This is a genomic window from Mesorhizobium sp. M1338 (assembly GCF_040318045.1).
GTDB lineage: Bacteria > Pseudomonadota > Alphaproteobacteria > Rhizobiales > Rhizobiaceae > Mesorhizobium.
In genome coordinates, this window is record NZ_JAMYLL010000005.1 from 66707 (window position 1) to 78600 (window position 11894).

At 62.6% G+C, this 11894-nt stretch carries 14 protein-coding genes; 6 read left to right on the forward strand and 8 right to left on the reverse strand.

The window, feature by feature from the left end:
• Positions 1 to 9: 9 nt before the first annotated feature.
• The gene (locus NKH19_RS07295) at positions 10 to 1218 is read right to left on the reverse strand and encodes an MFS transporter (protein ID WP_352865279.1); all 1209 of its coding nucleotides are present in this window, start codon (positions 1216 to 1218) and stop codon (positions 10 to 12) included.
• A 192-nt stretch (positions 1219 to 1410) separates the two neighbouring features.
• On the opposite strand from NKH19_RS07295, the gene NKH19_RS07300 reads away from it, so the two are divergent.
• Positions 1411 to 1986 carry a TMEM175 family protein gene (locus tag NKH19_RS07300; RefSeq protein ID WP_352865281.1) on the forward strand — a complete coding sequence of 192 codons (576 nt, stop codon included), beginning with the start codon at positions 1411 to 1413 and terminating at the stop codon, positions 1984 to 1986.
• 105 nt (positions 1987 to 2091) lie between these two features.
• Positions 2092 to 2520, forward strand: coding sequence for an SgcJ/EcaC family oxidoreductase (locus NKH19_RS07305; RefSeq protein WP_352865283.1), 429 nt, complete (start codon positions 2092 to 2094; stop codon positions 2518 to 2520).
• A gap of 76 nt (positions 2521 to 2596) precedes the next feature.
• On the opposite strand, the gene NKH19_RS07310 is transcribed toward NKH19_RS07305, so the two are convergent.
• Positions 2597 to 2878: a hypothetical protein gene (locus NKH19_RS07310; protein ID WP_352633593.1), complete on the reverse strand. Its 282-nt coding sequence runs from the start codon at positions 2876 to 2878 to the stop codon at positions 2597 to 2599.
• Between the two features lie 155 nt (positions 2879 to 3033).
• Here NKH19_RS07310 and NKH19_RS07315 point away from each other — a divergent pair, with 155 nt between their 5' ends.
• A complete protein-coding gene (locus tag NKH19_RS07315) occupies positions 3034 to 3900 on the forward strand; it encodes an SDR family NAD(P)-dependent oxidoreductase (RefSeq protein WP_352865285.1) in 867 nt (288 codons plus the stop codon).
• A 3-nt stretch (positions 3901 to 3903) separates the two neighbouring features.
• Here the strand turns inward: NKH19_RS07315 and NKH19_RS07320 are convergent, their stop codons facing one another.
• The 3 genes from NKH19_RS07320 to NKH19_RS07330 form a co-directional block, all read right to left on the reverse strand.
• Entirely contained in the window at positions 3904 to 4329 is a 426-nt protein-coding gene (locus tag NKH19_RS07320; RefSeq protein ID WP_352865287.1) for a low affinity iron permease family protein, read from the reverse strand.
• Positions 4330 to 4600: 271 nt separating this feature from the next.
• Positions 4601 to 5242 carry a transferase hexapeptide repeat family protein gene (locus NKH19_RS07325; RefSeq protein WP_352865289.1) on the reverse strand — a complete coding sequence of 214 codons (642 nt, stop codon included), beginning with the start codon at positions 5240 to 5242 and terminating at the stop codon, positions 4601 to 4603.
• 85 nt (positions 5243 to 5327) lie between these two features.
• A complete protein-coding gene (locus NKH19_RS07330; protein ID WP_352865292.1) occupies positions 5328 to 5846 on the reverse strand; it encodes a CreA family protein in 519 nt (172 codons plus the stop codon).
• Between the two features lie 221 nt (positions 5847 to 6067).
• On the opposite strand from NKH19_RS07330, the gene NKH19_RS07335 reads away from it, so the two are divergent.
• The 3 genes from NKH19_RS07335 (at position 6068) to NKH19_RS07345 (ending at position 9585) form a co-directional block, all read left to right on the forward strand.
• Entirely contained in the window at positions 6068 to 6646 is a 579-nt protein-coding gene (locus NKH19_RS07335; protein WP_352865294.1) for an SCO family protein, read from the forward strand.
• A gap of 89 nt (positions 6647 to 6735) precedes the next feature.
• Positions 6736 to 7608 (forward strand): 50S ribosomal protein L11 methyltransferase, encoded by an 873-nt coding sequence (locus NKH19_RS07340; RefSeq protein WP_352865296.1) that lies wholly within the window; start codon positions 6736 to 6738, stop codon positions 7606 to 7608.
• Between the two features lie 132 nt (positions 7609 to 7740).
• Positions 7741 to 9585: an aminopeptidase P family protein gene (locus NKH19_RS07345; protein ID WP_352865298.1), complete on the forward strand. Its 1845-nt coding sequence runs from the start codon at positions 7741 to 7743 to the stop codon at positions 9583 to 9585.
• Here NKH19_RS07345 and NKH19_RS07350 read toward each other — a convergent pair.
• The 3 genes from NKH19_RS07350 to NKH19_RS07360 form a co-directional block, all read right to left on the reverse strand.
• Entirely contained in the window at positions 9575 to 10471 is an 897-nt protein-coding gene (locus NKH19_RS07350) for a LysR family transcriptional regulator (protein WP_352865300.1), read from the reverse strand. The two genes, NKH19_RS07345 and NKH19_RS07350, sit on opposite strands and share 11 nt — an antisense overlap.
• Positions 10472 to 10827: 356 nt before the next feature.
• Complete coding sequence (locus NKH19_RS07355; protein ID WP_352865302.1) at positions 10828 to 11124, reverse strand: AzlD family protein; 297 nt, start codon at positions 11122 to 11124, stop codon at positions 10828 to 10830.
• Positions 11121 to 11849, reverse strand: a complete 729-nt coding sequence (locus tag NKH19_RS07360) for an AzlC family ABC transporter permease (RefSeq protein ID WP_352865304.1) — start codon at positions 11847 to 11849, stop codon at positions 11121 to 11123. Before NKH19_RS07360 ends, NKH19_RS07355 begins: the two co-directional genes overlap by 4 nt.
• Positions 11850 to 11894 lie beyond the last annotated feature (45 nt).

Genomic DNA, 11894 nt, shown 5'->3' on the forward strand with positions numbered 1-11894 from the left:
CGCCTCGTCTCAACGCCTGTGTTTCAGCCCGAAGGCCAGCGCCACCACCGCAAATATGATAATCATGCCCGCAAAGGCCAGGCTTGCGGCGATAGAATTGGCATAGGTCGAAACGATGCCGATGCCGATGACGGGCAAGGCATTGCCGACAAAGCAGCAGATGAAGAAGCTGGACACCACCTCCGCGCGGCGATCCCGCGGCGCGATCTCGTTCACCACCTGCAGGCCACCACGGTAGCCGAGCGCCGCCACCACGCCGCAGCAGGCTGTCGCCGCGATCATCAACGCCAGCGAAGCCATCATTTGCGCCGCCACCACCAACAAAACGCTTGGGATCATCAATGCCAGCGCGGCCAGCATGGCTTTGTTGCTCTTCATGTGCATCAGAACCACGATGCTGAGCGCGGTGACGATCGCCAGTTCGAAGAACAGCGCGCCGGCGACGGCGTGGTTGGCCTCATGCAGCTGCTGCGCAAGGATGCTCGGCGCCACGACGGCATAAAAGCCGACCAGCGCCATCGCGCCAAAGCCGGTGACCGCCGGCGCGACGAAACGCGCGCGGATATCCTCCGGCACGGAGAGTTGCGGCCGGATGGAAACATATTTGAGGCCACGTGGCTTCGCCACCGTTTCACGGGTGCGCCAGACCAGGATCGTCACCACCGCGAGTGCCGCCAGGTAGACGATGAAGACCAGCCGCAACCGCCAGGGCTCGTACTCGGCCAGAAGTCCTGAGATCAAGGCGCCAAAACCGAGGCCGAGGAAATTGGTGCTGGTGGCGATGACGCTGGCGCGCGACTTGTCCGCACCGGGAAGAAGCTCGGCAATCCATGCGGTTCCCGTCCCCGCGCCAACGCCGATGCCGAGCCCGCTCAGAATGCGGGCGACGTCGAGCGACACGACGTTTCCGGCAAACAGGAAGACAAGCGCGCTGACGATGGCGACAAGCATGGCCGCCAGGCTCGCGGGCCGGCGCCCGACAACGTCCGAGATACCGCCCAGCATCAACAGTGCCGCCAGATTGCCGACGACATACACCGCGTAGATCAGCGTCAGCGTGATTTGTGAAAAGCCGAATTGCTGCTTGTAGATGATGTAGAGCGGCGTCAGCACGGTGCTGCCGGCAAACAGCACCGCGATCATCGCGGCGACGGCCGTGATTGCAAGAGCATCGCCGCGAGTTTCGTTGGGCGTACGCGCCAAATCGCGAATGGCCATGGCCAACCTCATTACCGGTTTCGGGGATCGCGACTTAACGCACGTTCATCCGCGACGTTCCGGCCGGCAGGCAGGCCTCCTGACGGCACGGTGGGCGTTGCCGGAGCGACAAGCTCGTTGTTGAGCACTCAATTCGAGAGATGGCGTCTTTGGATTTCGTACCGTAACCTGTGCCGGCAGAAGGGAGGATTTATGGGCAAAAACCGGGTCGAGGCGTTCACCGATGGCGTCGTGGCCATCATCATCACCATCATGGTGCTTGAGCTGAAAGTGCCGCATGGCGAGGATGTCTCCGCCTTGGTGCCATTGTGGCCGGTCTTCTTTAGCTACGTGCTGTCCTTCATCAATGTCGGCATCTACTGGAACAACCTGCACAACATGTTCCACACCGTGCAGCGCGTCGACGGCCGCGTGCTGTGGGCGAACCTCAATCTGCTGTTCTGGCTGTCGCTGATGCCGGTGACGACAGCCTTCATGGGCGAGAACCACTTTGCGCCAGTGCCGGTCGCCGTCTATGGCGCCGACCTCGCACTATGCGCCATCGCCTATGCGATACTGGCCGCCGCGTTGCATCGCCTGCACGGCAATGACACCGCCTTTGCCAAGGCCCTGGGCAACGATCGCAAGGGAAAGATCTCGCTGGCTATCTACATCGCAGCCGTCGCGCTGACCTTCGTCAGCCAGTGGATCGGCGTCGCGCTGTACGTGCTGGTCGCAACGGTATGGCTCGTGCCGGATACGCGTTTTGCGCGAGTGCTCGAAAAATAGCCGCTATTGCGGTAGTGTCTCGGTTTGAAATTTGACCTTGCCGCTGTCGCATCCGGCCCCCGACTCCTATACGCTTAGCGGAAAGTATCTAGGAGACGCAGGGTCATGGGCGTGACGACTAGCAAGCCTGAGCATGTCGCTACCGCTTTTGCGAACGCTTGGAACCGGCATGATATGGATGAGTTTGCATCTCTGTTCGCTCCTGATGCCAATTTCGTCAACGTCGTAGGTATTTGGTGGAAGAACCGATCCGAAATCGAAGCGGCGCACCGAGCCACCCATGACACCATGTTTCGGGATAGCCGATTGGAAGGCGATGTCTCGTCGGTCGTGGAATTGGCTCCGGGGCTTGCTTCCGTTCATTACACTTGGACCCTAACGGGAGCATCTGCCCCGGACGGGTCCCCGGCAGGGCTCAGGAAAGGCATATTGCTTCTGATTGCCCAAGAAGGGCCGTCGGGATGGCGTATCAAGGTGGCTCAGAACACTGATATTGTTCCTGGCGCAATCGCCCCAGCCGGCTCGAAAAGCTAACTCATGCCAACCTAGCCAAAGGCAAGAAGCGCGCCGCCATGACGCCAGAGCGGCGCGCCTGGACTGAGAAACCACCCTACTTTCGCATCGCTTTCAGTTTTTCCGCCACCGACGCGGCAAGGTCGGCATAGCGCTCCTCCAGCCGTTCCGCCGCCTTGATAATCGAGAAATCATGGCCAAACTTTTCCAGCGCCATGCGCAGTTTCTCGACGAACTCTGCTTGTTTCTCCAAAGCGGAAAACAGCGTCTTCACCTGCGCTTCGCTGATGTCGGGGTTGGCCAGCATCTGCGGCACCTCGCGACCCATCTGATCGCCGATGGCGGTCTGTTCCTTCAGAATTGCGACCCAGTCCGTCAATCAGGAAATCTCCATTTTGCCCCGGCAAAAGTCTCCTTTTGCCGGGGGCAACATGCGCAGCCTCTACCGGACTGGTCAACCCGACAAGGCGAGCAGAGGCTTGCGCAAGCCCGTTCGGGCGCTAAGTTCGACGCCATCGAAAGAAGGACCCAGCCATGACCACCGACGCCGAGATCCAGACCGTCCTGCCCGCGCTTGGCCGGGGCAACGCCGCCGTCATCACCGGCGCCGCCAGCGGCATCGGTCTTGCGGCCGCCAAGCGGCTTGCATCGATGGGCATGAAGATCGTGTTGGCCGACATTGGCGGCGCGCGCCTTGACGACGCCTCGCGCGCCGTCGCCGCGATTGCCGGCGACGATGCCGTGCTTGCCGTTGCCGCCGACGTTTCGAAGGCGGATGAGGTGGACCGCCTCGCCGAAAGGGCGTTCGGCGCCTTCGGCGATGTGTCGCTGCTGATGAACAATGCCGGCGTCGGCGACAATCCCGGAAAGCCCTGGGAAAACCGCGATGCCTGGAAACGGCTGCTGGACATCAATTTCTGGGGCATCGTGCATGGCGTCGAAGCCTTCGCGCCGCGTATGCTGGCCTCGGCCAAGCCGGGCCTGATCGTCAACACCGGCTCCAAGCAAGGCATCACCACGCCGCCCGGCAACCTCGCCTACAATGTCTCCAAGGCCGCGGTGAAGACCTACACCGAAGGCCTGGCGCATGCACTACGCAACGAAGCCGGCGCCCATGTCGCAGCCCATCTGCTGATCCCCGGCTTCACCTTTACCGGCCTGACCGAAGGCGCGACGGAAAAACCGGCCGGCGCCTGGACCGGCGGACAGGTCGTTGATTTCATGCTGGAATCCCTGACCAGGGGCGATTTCTACATCTTGTGCCCGGACAATGAGGCGGCGCGGCCGTTGGATGAAAAGCGCATGGCCTGGGCGATCGGCGACATCATCGAAAACCGCCCTGCTTTGTCGCGCTGGCATCCGGACTACAAGGAGCCTTTCGCGGCGTTCATGAAAGGCTGATCTTCAGGCCGCGTGCTTTTTCGGCCCGCGCTTCTGCGCCACGGCCTTCTTGGCGGCCATGGCGGCGATATTCTCGTCATGCCGCTTCGCCGCACGCTCGCATTTTTCGCGGATCTCCTCGACTTCGGATTCGGTCAGGTGTTCGATGCCGATGAAGTGGTTTTGGCCCTTGCCGACCCGGATCAGTTCGTCGAGCTTGGCCTGGATCGCCGCGCCGTCGCGGTTCTGGGTGTTCTGGATGAGAAACACCATCAGGAAGGTGATGATGGTTGTGCCGGTATTGATCACCAGTTGCCAGGTATCCGAAAAGCCGAAGAACGGACCTGTCACTGCCCAGACGACGACGATCAGGCAGCAGACGGCAAATGTCAGCGGCAGGCCGGTTACATGGGCGACCCAGTTGGCTATCTTGGTGAAAAGCTTTTCCATCTATCCAAATTCCTCAATGCCGCGGCGCGATGAGAAACAACCGGCGACCGCTCCAGGTTCCCGGCGCAAACAAATACGTCAGCTACAATTGAATACACGCATGGGGAGAATAGAGCGAAAAACACGCTTTATGGGTTTAATGTCACAGTAACCGTGCAGGCAAGAGTGCCTGTTCCCTTCCGCTTCACAGCGGTTTACCTCCAGCCCCTTCCGCTGCGCCACCCCCGCATGGCGGAAGGGGTTTCAGCCCGGAAACGCAGCCCGCTTCAGGTCAGCTGACGTCGTTTTCCCAGCGATCGAGGAAGGCTCCGATCGGCATTGCCTGCATGTCGGGAACCGCTCTGGCGAGCTTTTCGACCGGCCAGTCCCACCAGGCGAGACGCTCGATGCGTGCCGCGACAGTGGCCGGGAACCGTGGCCTGAGGGGTCTGGCGGGCACGCCTGCGACGATCGTGTAGGACGGCACGTCCTGTGTCACCACCGCATTGGCGCCGATCACCGCGCCATTGCCGATCGTGATCCCGGGCATGATCACCGCGCCGTGGCCAATCCAGACATCGTGGCCGATGGTCACCGCTTTCGCCTGCCGCCGCGCGCGGAATTCGGCGTCGACGCCCAGCCAGCGAAAATACTCGTTCGGCCGATAGCTGACCTTGTGCTGGGTCAGCCGCTCGATGGGGTGCTCCAGCGCATTGATGCGGCTGTTGGCGGCGATCGAACAGAATTTGCCTATCGTCGTGTAGATCGCTTCGCAGTGGCGTTCGAAATAGGAGAAGTCGCCGACAGTGACCTCGCGCAGCACCGCCCGCTCACCGATCGAGGCATAGCGGCCGAGCTTGCACGCCTTCAGATCCGCGGTCGGATGGATGCGCGGCTCGGAGTCCTTCGGGACGAGATTTTCGGAACGGTCCATGCCGGCGGCTTTACGTCAGAGCGATTGGTCCCGCAAGCGGGACCAATCGTCCGTCATGCCGGTTCCGCGAAGGAGTTCGACCCGCCTATTTCGGCTTGCCGTTGCTCCACACCACGTTCTGGCCGTAGAGCGGCACGGTGGTGACCGACATTTTGGCCGAGCCGTTCTGCACCTGGCGCGAATGCGAGAGATAGATCAGCGTCTCGTTGGCCTTGTCGTAGATGCGGTTCACCACCTGCTTCTTCCAGATCAGGCTGATGCCTTGCTTGAACACTTCCTCGCCACTCTCGCTCGTGTCGATGTCGCCGATGCTGATCGGGCCGGTCTGGCGGCACGAGATCGAGGAATCGGAAGGGTCCTCGAACCAGTTGCCCTTGTGCAGGCGGTCGATGATGCCTCGGTCGAAATAGGAGACGTGGCAGGTCACGCCCTCCACCTTCGGATCCTTGATCGCCTCGACGATGATGTCGTTGCCGAGCCAGTCGACGCCGACCTTGCCGACTTCCTCGGCTACGGCGGCACCAGCGCCAAGGACAACGCACGCGGCCAACGCGCAGCCGATCAGTTTTCGCCCAATCAGTCGTCGCCCAGTCAGTCGTCGCAAACTAGCCTCCTGCGGTTCGAGTTGCCGGTCTCAGGTGGGGCGAAGAGCACGGCATTGCAAGCGGCGGCACCGGATGAAACCGCCGCATCCGCCATGGCCGGTTGCGTCAACGCGGCACCTTTGCGTGTACCCGGTCAAACCGCTAAGACTGTTCGCCGAACCAAAGGCTTGCCTGTGGCCTTGGCCGGCACGCCGAAGAAATTGCAAGACGGACCTTATTGATGATGCGTTCTATCCTGGTCGGCATTCTCGTCCTGATGGCGGCTGGCATCGGCTGGCTGACCTTCGACTGGTACCGCGGCCACTATGGCGGCGAACCTTTCGGCGCCGCCTTTACGCTGGTCGACCAGAAGGGCGCGCCGATCACCGAGGCTGCCTTCAGGGGCCAGCCCAGCGTCGTCTTCTTCGGCTTCACCCATTGCCCCGAGGTCTGCCCGACCACGCTGTTCGAGCTGGCCGGCTGGCTGAAGACGCTCGGCGACGACGGCAAGAACCTGCACGCCTATTTCGTCTCGGTCGATCCGGAGCGCGACACGCCCGATGTCATGAACGCCTATGTCAGCAATTTCTCCGACCGGATCACCGGCATCACAGGCGATCCGGATAAGGTCCATGCGATGGCCAAGTCGTTCGGCATCTACTGGAAGAAGGTCGACACCGGCGACGGCGACTACACGATGGATCACACCGCCTCGGTGCTGCTGCTCAACGCCAAGGGTGACTTTGCCGGCACCATCGCCTATGGCGAAAGTTCGGAAACGGCCGTCGCCAAACTGAAGCGGCTGGCGGCGAAAAGCTAGAGCTTGATCCCGAAAAGCGGGACCCGGTTTTCTCGGACAAACGGAAACCTCGTTTGTCCTGAGATCATGCTCAAAAAGAAACACATTTCATGACCCAGACGCGCCTCTATTTCACCACCGGAAAGACCGAATCCGTCAGCATTTTCGCAGCGCTCGAAGCGGCTTTCGAGGATGAAGGCCTGCCGATCGCCCTGCTGGAGGTCGACGAGGACAAGGACATCCACGAAGTGTCGCTCTACGCCGATGACGACGTCGATGCGGTCGAGACCCGCTTGAAGGACATCCTTGCAGGGCTTTCCCTGTCGAAGCCGATCGAGCGCGAGAGCCTGCCCGACATCGACTGGGTGGCGCGCTCGCTGGAGGGGCTGAAGCCGGTGCGCGCCGGCCGTTTCTTCGTCCACGGCGCGCATGACCGCAGAAAACGCCACAGCGGCGAACTCGCCATCGAGATCGAGGCCGGCCTCGCCTTCGGCACCGGCCATCACGGCACCACGGCCGGCTGCCTGGAAATGCTGGAAAAGGTGGTGCGGCGCGAACGCCCGCGTAACGCGCTCGACCTCGGCACGGGTAGTGCCGTGCTGGCCATTGCCGTCGCCAGGCTGGCGCATATTCCAGTGCTGGCAACCGATATCGATCCGGTGGCGGTGTGGGTGGCCGCCGCCAATGCGCGGCTCAACCACGTCAAGGCGTTGGTGGAAACAGTGACCGCGCCGGGCTTTCACCACCCGATCTTCGGCAAGCGCGCGCCTTTCGATCTGATCGTCGCCAACATACTGGCACGGCCGCTCATGCGGCTGGCGCCGCAAATGGCCGATCACATCGCCCTCGGCGGCTCGATCGTGCTGTCAGGCATCCTCGAGCGCCAGCGCGACGCCGTCGTCTCGGCCTATGTCGGCCAGAACTTCCGCCATGTCAGAACCTTGCACCGCGAAGGCTGGGTGACGATCCACCTCAAACGTTGAAGCCGAGAACGAGCTTGGACCAAGGCCCGGCGGTTGTCAGTCAATTGATGCCGTAGCAATTTGCCGTTGCCGGAAATCGATTCCGGTTTTCGCGACCGTACGCTACGGTTGTGCTGACTGCAGGAGGCAACCATGTTCCAGACCTTCGATTCCGCGGGCGACCCGGCCGTCGGCAAACCGCGCGTGGCGCTACTGCGCCAATGGCTGGCTGCCAACGGACTGGATGGCTTCATCGTGCCTCGCGCCGACGAGCATCAGGGTGAATATGTCGCGGACCGTTCGGCGCGGCTGAAATGGCTGACCGGCTTCAGCGGTTCGGCCGGCGTCGCCATCGTCCTGCGCGACCGCGCCTTCGTCTTTGTCGACGGGCGCTACACGCTGCAGGTGCGGGGCGAGGTCGATCTCGACGTCTTTTCGATCGAAAGCCTGGTCGACAACCCGCCCGCCGTCTGGCTCAAGGACAACATCGGCAAGGGCGCGCGGCTCGGCTTTGATCCATGGCTCCACACGATCAGCGAGGTCAAGGCGCTGCAGGCCTCTGCCGACAAGTCGGGCGCGGTGCTGGTGCCGCTCGACAGGAATCCGATCGACATCATCTGGAAGGATCAGCCCGACGCGCCGGTGGCGCCTGTCGAGCTTCACCCAATCGGCTTTGCCGGCGAACTCGCCAAGGACAAGCTGGCGCGGCTGGCAGCCGCCATTGGCAAGGACGGCGGCACCCATGCGGTGCTCACCGACCCCTCCTCCATCGCCTGGGCCTTCAACATCCGTGGCGGCGACGTGCCGCACACGCCGCTGGCGCTCGGCTTCGCCATCCTCGCCGCCGACGGGTCGCACCAGCTTTTCATGGACAGGCGCAAGTTCTCGCGCCAGGTCGCGGCTTATCTCACTCAACTCGCCGAACCGCATGAGCCCGGTGAATTCGAAGCGGCGATCGTGACCCTCGCCAAGGGCGGCTCGAAAATCGCGCTCGACCCAGTGCTGGCGGCCGACAGGCTGCGCATGCTGGTGGAGAGCAACGGCGGCACGGTGGTTGCGGCGCCCGACCCCGCCCGCATCCCGCGCGCCACCAAGAACCAGGCCGAGATCAACGGCTCGCGCGCCGCGCATCGCCGCGACGGCGCCGCCGTGGCGAAGCTTTTGTGCTGGCTGGAGCGGCAAAAACCTGGCTCGCTCGACGAAATATCGGTCGTCGCCAGGCTGGAGGAGTCGCGCCGGCGGACAGGCGAGGAAACGCAGATGCCGCTGCGCGACGTCTCCTTCGACACCATTTCCGGCGCCGGCCCGAACGGCGCCATCATGCATTACCGCGTGTCGCGCGCCACCAGCCGCAAGCTGCAGGCCGGCGAACTGTTCCTGCTTGATTCCGGCGCGCAGTATCAGGATGGCACCACCGACATCACGCGCACCGTGCCGATCGGCCAGCCGACCGAGGAGATGCGCGAGCGCTTCACACTGGTGCTGAAAGGCATGATCGGCATTTCGACGCTGCGCTTTCCCGCCGGCACGCGCGGTTCGGAAATCGATGCCGTCGCCCGCATGGCGCTATGGAAGCACGGCTGCGACTTCGCCCACGGCACCGGCCATGGCGTCGGCTCGTATCTGGCGGTGCATGAAGGGCCGCAGCGCATTGCCCGCACCGGCACCGAAAAGCTGCTCGAAGGCATGATGCTGTCCAACGAGCCCGGCTACTACAAGGAAGGCGCCTACGGCATCCGCATCGAGAACCTCATCCTGGTGACGCCGGCGGAGGAGATCGAGGGCGGCGACATCGCCATGCACGGCTTCGAGACATTGACGCTGGCGCCGATCGACACCCGCTTGGTGCGCACCGATCTCCTGACGCGTGACGAACTGCACTGGCTCGACACATACCATGCCCGCGTGCTGGCCGAGATTGGGCCGATGCTCGATGGCGAAACGCTGGCCTGGCTAGGAAAGGCCACCGCGCCATTGCCGCACGATCTCAAGCAATAGTCGCGGCGGCAACCTTGCTCGGTATTGGGGAGCCTTGCTCCACAAGCAGCTCCCGCAAAGCCTGGACATTGGGAGAGCCTGCTCCCTTGCGCCAAAACAATACCGTCAGGGCACTGTCCTCGTCCGAAGGCAGTTCATGCTCCTGCAGCCTGCCACTTTCAGGGAAGCCCTTGAGCACGCTTTTTGGCATCAGCGCTATGCCCATGCCGGCCGCCACGCAACCGAGCATCGCATGATATGAACCAAGCTCGACGATTTGCTCGGCCATGAAGCCTCGGCGCGCATACCATTCTTCCAGCCGCCTGCGATGTGGACAGCCATGCTCGAAGGCTATCATGGTTTTGGGCATGTCGCTGCGGTCCTCGATCGAACCGCGCGATGCCGCCGAGACAATGACCAACTCCTCGCGAAATGCAGCCTGCTTCTCGAAGGGAGCGTCTGCGATCGGCTCGGCCGCGAGCGCGGCGTCGAGTTCGCCGGCGAGCATGGCGGCCGCGAGAACCTGCGGGTTGCCGGTGCGCAGTTGGATCTCCACCTCGGGATAGCGAGCGTGGTACTCGGCGAGCAGGCCAGGAAGCCGAGCCGCGGCGGTGCTCTCCATAGCGCCAAGCCGCAGCTTACCGCGTGGGCGCGGATCGAGGACCGCCGTTCGCGCTTCCTCGGCAAGCGCCAGCAACCGGTCCGCGTAGACAATCAACCTTTGGCCGGCGGCCGAAACCTGCAGCCGCTTGCCTTCGCGGATAAAGAGCCGCACGCCCAGATCCTCTTCAAGCTGCCGGATGCGAGTGGTCACGTTGGACTGCACGCGAAACAGCTTTTCCGCCGCCTTGGTGATACCGCCCTCGCGCACCACCATGCGAAAGATGCGAAGGTCGGTCAAATCCATCCATCTCTCCCGGAGAATAAAATGATCTTAATAATTCATTTTATCTGATGATCAACGGCGCGTAAACCGCCTGTTATTGACGCCGATTCGGGCGGTCAAACACGGGAGATGGAAATGTCACCTGAACCTGCCGGCCGCTGGCCGATCGATCTTGGCGCATTGACTCCGATGCAGCGCAACGCCCTTTACACCGACGTTGTGCGTCGCGCCCATCAGGAGAGATCGGAGGCAATTCGGCTGAGCGCGGTGTGGATCGCTTCGATTTTCAAGAAGCGCCTGACAGGAATTATTGCCTCGATCATTACGCGTGTCGGCGCTGGGTCCGTGAGCATACATGGACTGACTGGGACAAAAAGTCAGCCGGCGAACTGCCTGGCAACGATCAACGCCGCCGCCCCGGCCAAGAACATCGCCATCAGCCCTCCGCGCAGTGACACGACTGATGTGACGACCAATGCCGCCCATTCCGCCGGTCCGGCGTTCAGCAGCTCGGGCGCCACCAGTGTCGTCAGCACCGCCGCCGGCACGGCATTGAGCCCTGCCTCGACGCGCGGATGGATGGTGTCGAAACGGGAGATGACCAGATGCCCGCCGACCCGGGTGAGATAGGTGGCGATCGCACCGGCGATGATGATCCAGAATGTCGTGCTCATGGCCGTGCCTTCACGCCGCTGTGGTGGGGTGGCAGGATAACAGCCAGCAGCACACCGGCAATCGCGCCGATCGAGACATGCCAGGGCGAGCCCACCGTCTTGTAGGCGATGATCGAGGCGGCACCGCTGGCAATGACCACCGGCAGCCACAGCGGCCGCTTGCGGAAGCCCAGCACAAGACCAAGAAAATAGATCGGCAGCAGGAAATCGATGCCCAGCGCATGCGTGTCGGGGATAAGCTTGCCGAACACCGCGCCGAGCGCGCTTTCGACGATCCAGAACAGATAGACCGGCAGGCCGAGCCCTAGATACCAGGCAAAGCCGACCGTCTGGCCGGATTGCGCCCGCGCCTCGGCCACCGCGAATTGGGGGTCGGTGAGGATGAAATAGCCGAGCGCCTGCTGGATGACAGGCCAGTGCGCGATGCGCCGGCCAATGCCGGCGGAATAGAGCACATGACGAAAATTGACGGCGAAGATCGACAGCACGACCAGCCACGGCGCCACATGCTGGCCGAACAGCTGGATGCCGACCATCTGGCTGGCGCCGCCATAGACCAGCGCGCTCATCAGGAAGGCTTCCAGGACTGAGAAGCCGTTGTCGACGGCGAGTGCGCCGAACAGCACCGCGAACGGCGCCGACGCCACAACGACAGGCATCGAGAGCCGCACGCCTTGCCAGAAATCGCTGCTCACGGAATTCGCGGTCAAAGTCTCAGCCGACATGTCACATTCCTAACGTCGCGCCGGTATTTAGGGGTGCGCGGTTGA

Excerpts from the sequence above, each read along its gene's own strand:
- NKH19_RS07300 (WP_352865281.1), top strand. The coding sequence starts at position 1,411 with ATGGGCAAAAACCGGGTCGAGGCGTTCACCGATGGCGTCGTGGCCATC.
- NKH19_RS07355 (WP_352865302.1), bottom strand. The coding sequence starts at position 11,124 with ATGAGCACGACATTCTGGATCATCATCGCCGGTGCGATCGCCACCTAT.
- NKH19_RS07320 (WP_352865287.1), bottom strand. The coding sequence starts at position 4,329 with ATGGAAAAGCTTTTCACCAAGATAGCCAACTGGGTCGCCCATGTAACC.
- NKH19_RS07350 (WP_352865300.1), bottom strand. The coding sequence starts at position 10,471 with ATGGATTTGACCGACCTTCGCATCTTTCGCATGGTGGTGCGCGAGGGC.
- NKH19_RS07315 (WP_352865285.1), top strand. The coding sequence starts at position 3,034 with ATGACCACCGACGCCGAGATCCAGACCGTCCTGCCCGCGCTTGGCCGG.
- NKH19_RS07340 (WP_352865296.1), top strand. The coding sequence starts at position 6,736 with ATGACCCAGACGCGCCTCTATTTCACCACCGGAAAGACCGAATCCGTC.
- NKH19_RS07325 (WP_352865289.1), bottom strand. The coding sequence starts at position 5,242 with ATGGACCGTTCCGAAAATCTCGTCCCGAAGGACTCCGAGCCGCGCATC.
- NKH19_RS07345 (WP_352865298.1), top strand. The coding sequence starts at position 7,741 with ATGTTCCAGACCTTCGATTCCGCGGGCGACCCGGCCGTCGGCAAACCG.
- NKH19_RS07360 (WP_352865304.1), bottom strand. The coding sequence starts at position 11,849 with ATGTCGGCTGAGACTTTGACCGCGAATTCCGTGAGCAGCGATTTCTGG.
- NKH19_RS07305 (WP_352865283.1), top strand. The coding sequence starts at position 2,092 with ATGGGCGTGACGACTAGCAAGCCTGAGCATGTCGCTACCGCTTTTGCG.
- NKH19_RS07335 (WP_352865294.1), top strand. The coding sequence starts at position 6,068 with ATGATGCGTTCTATCCTGGTCGGCATTCTCGTCCTGATGGCGGCTGGC.
- NKH19_RS07295 (WP_352865279.1), bottom strand. The coding sequence starts at position 1,218 with ATGGCCATTCGCGATTTGGCGCGTACGCCCAACGAAACTCGCGGCGAT.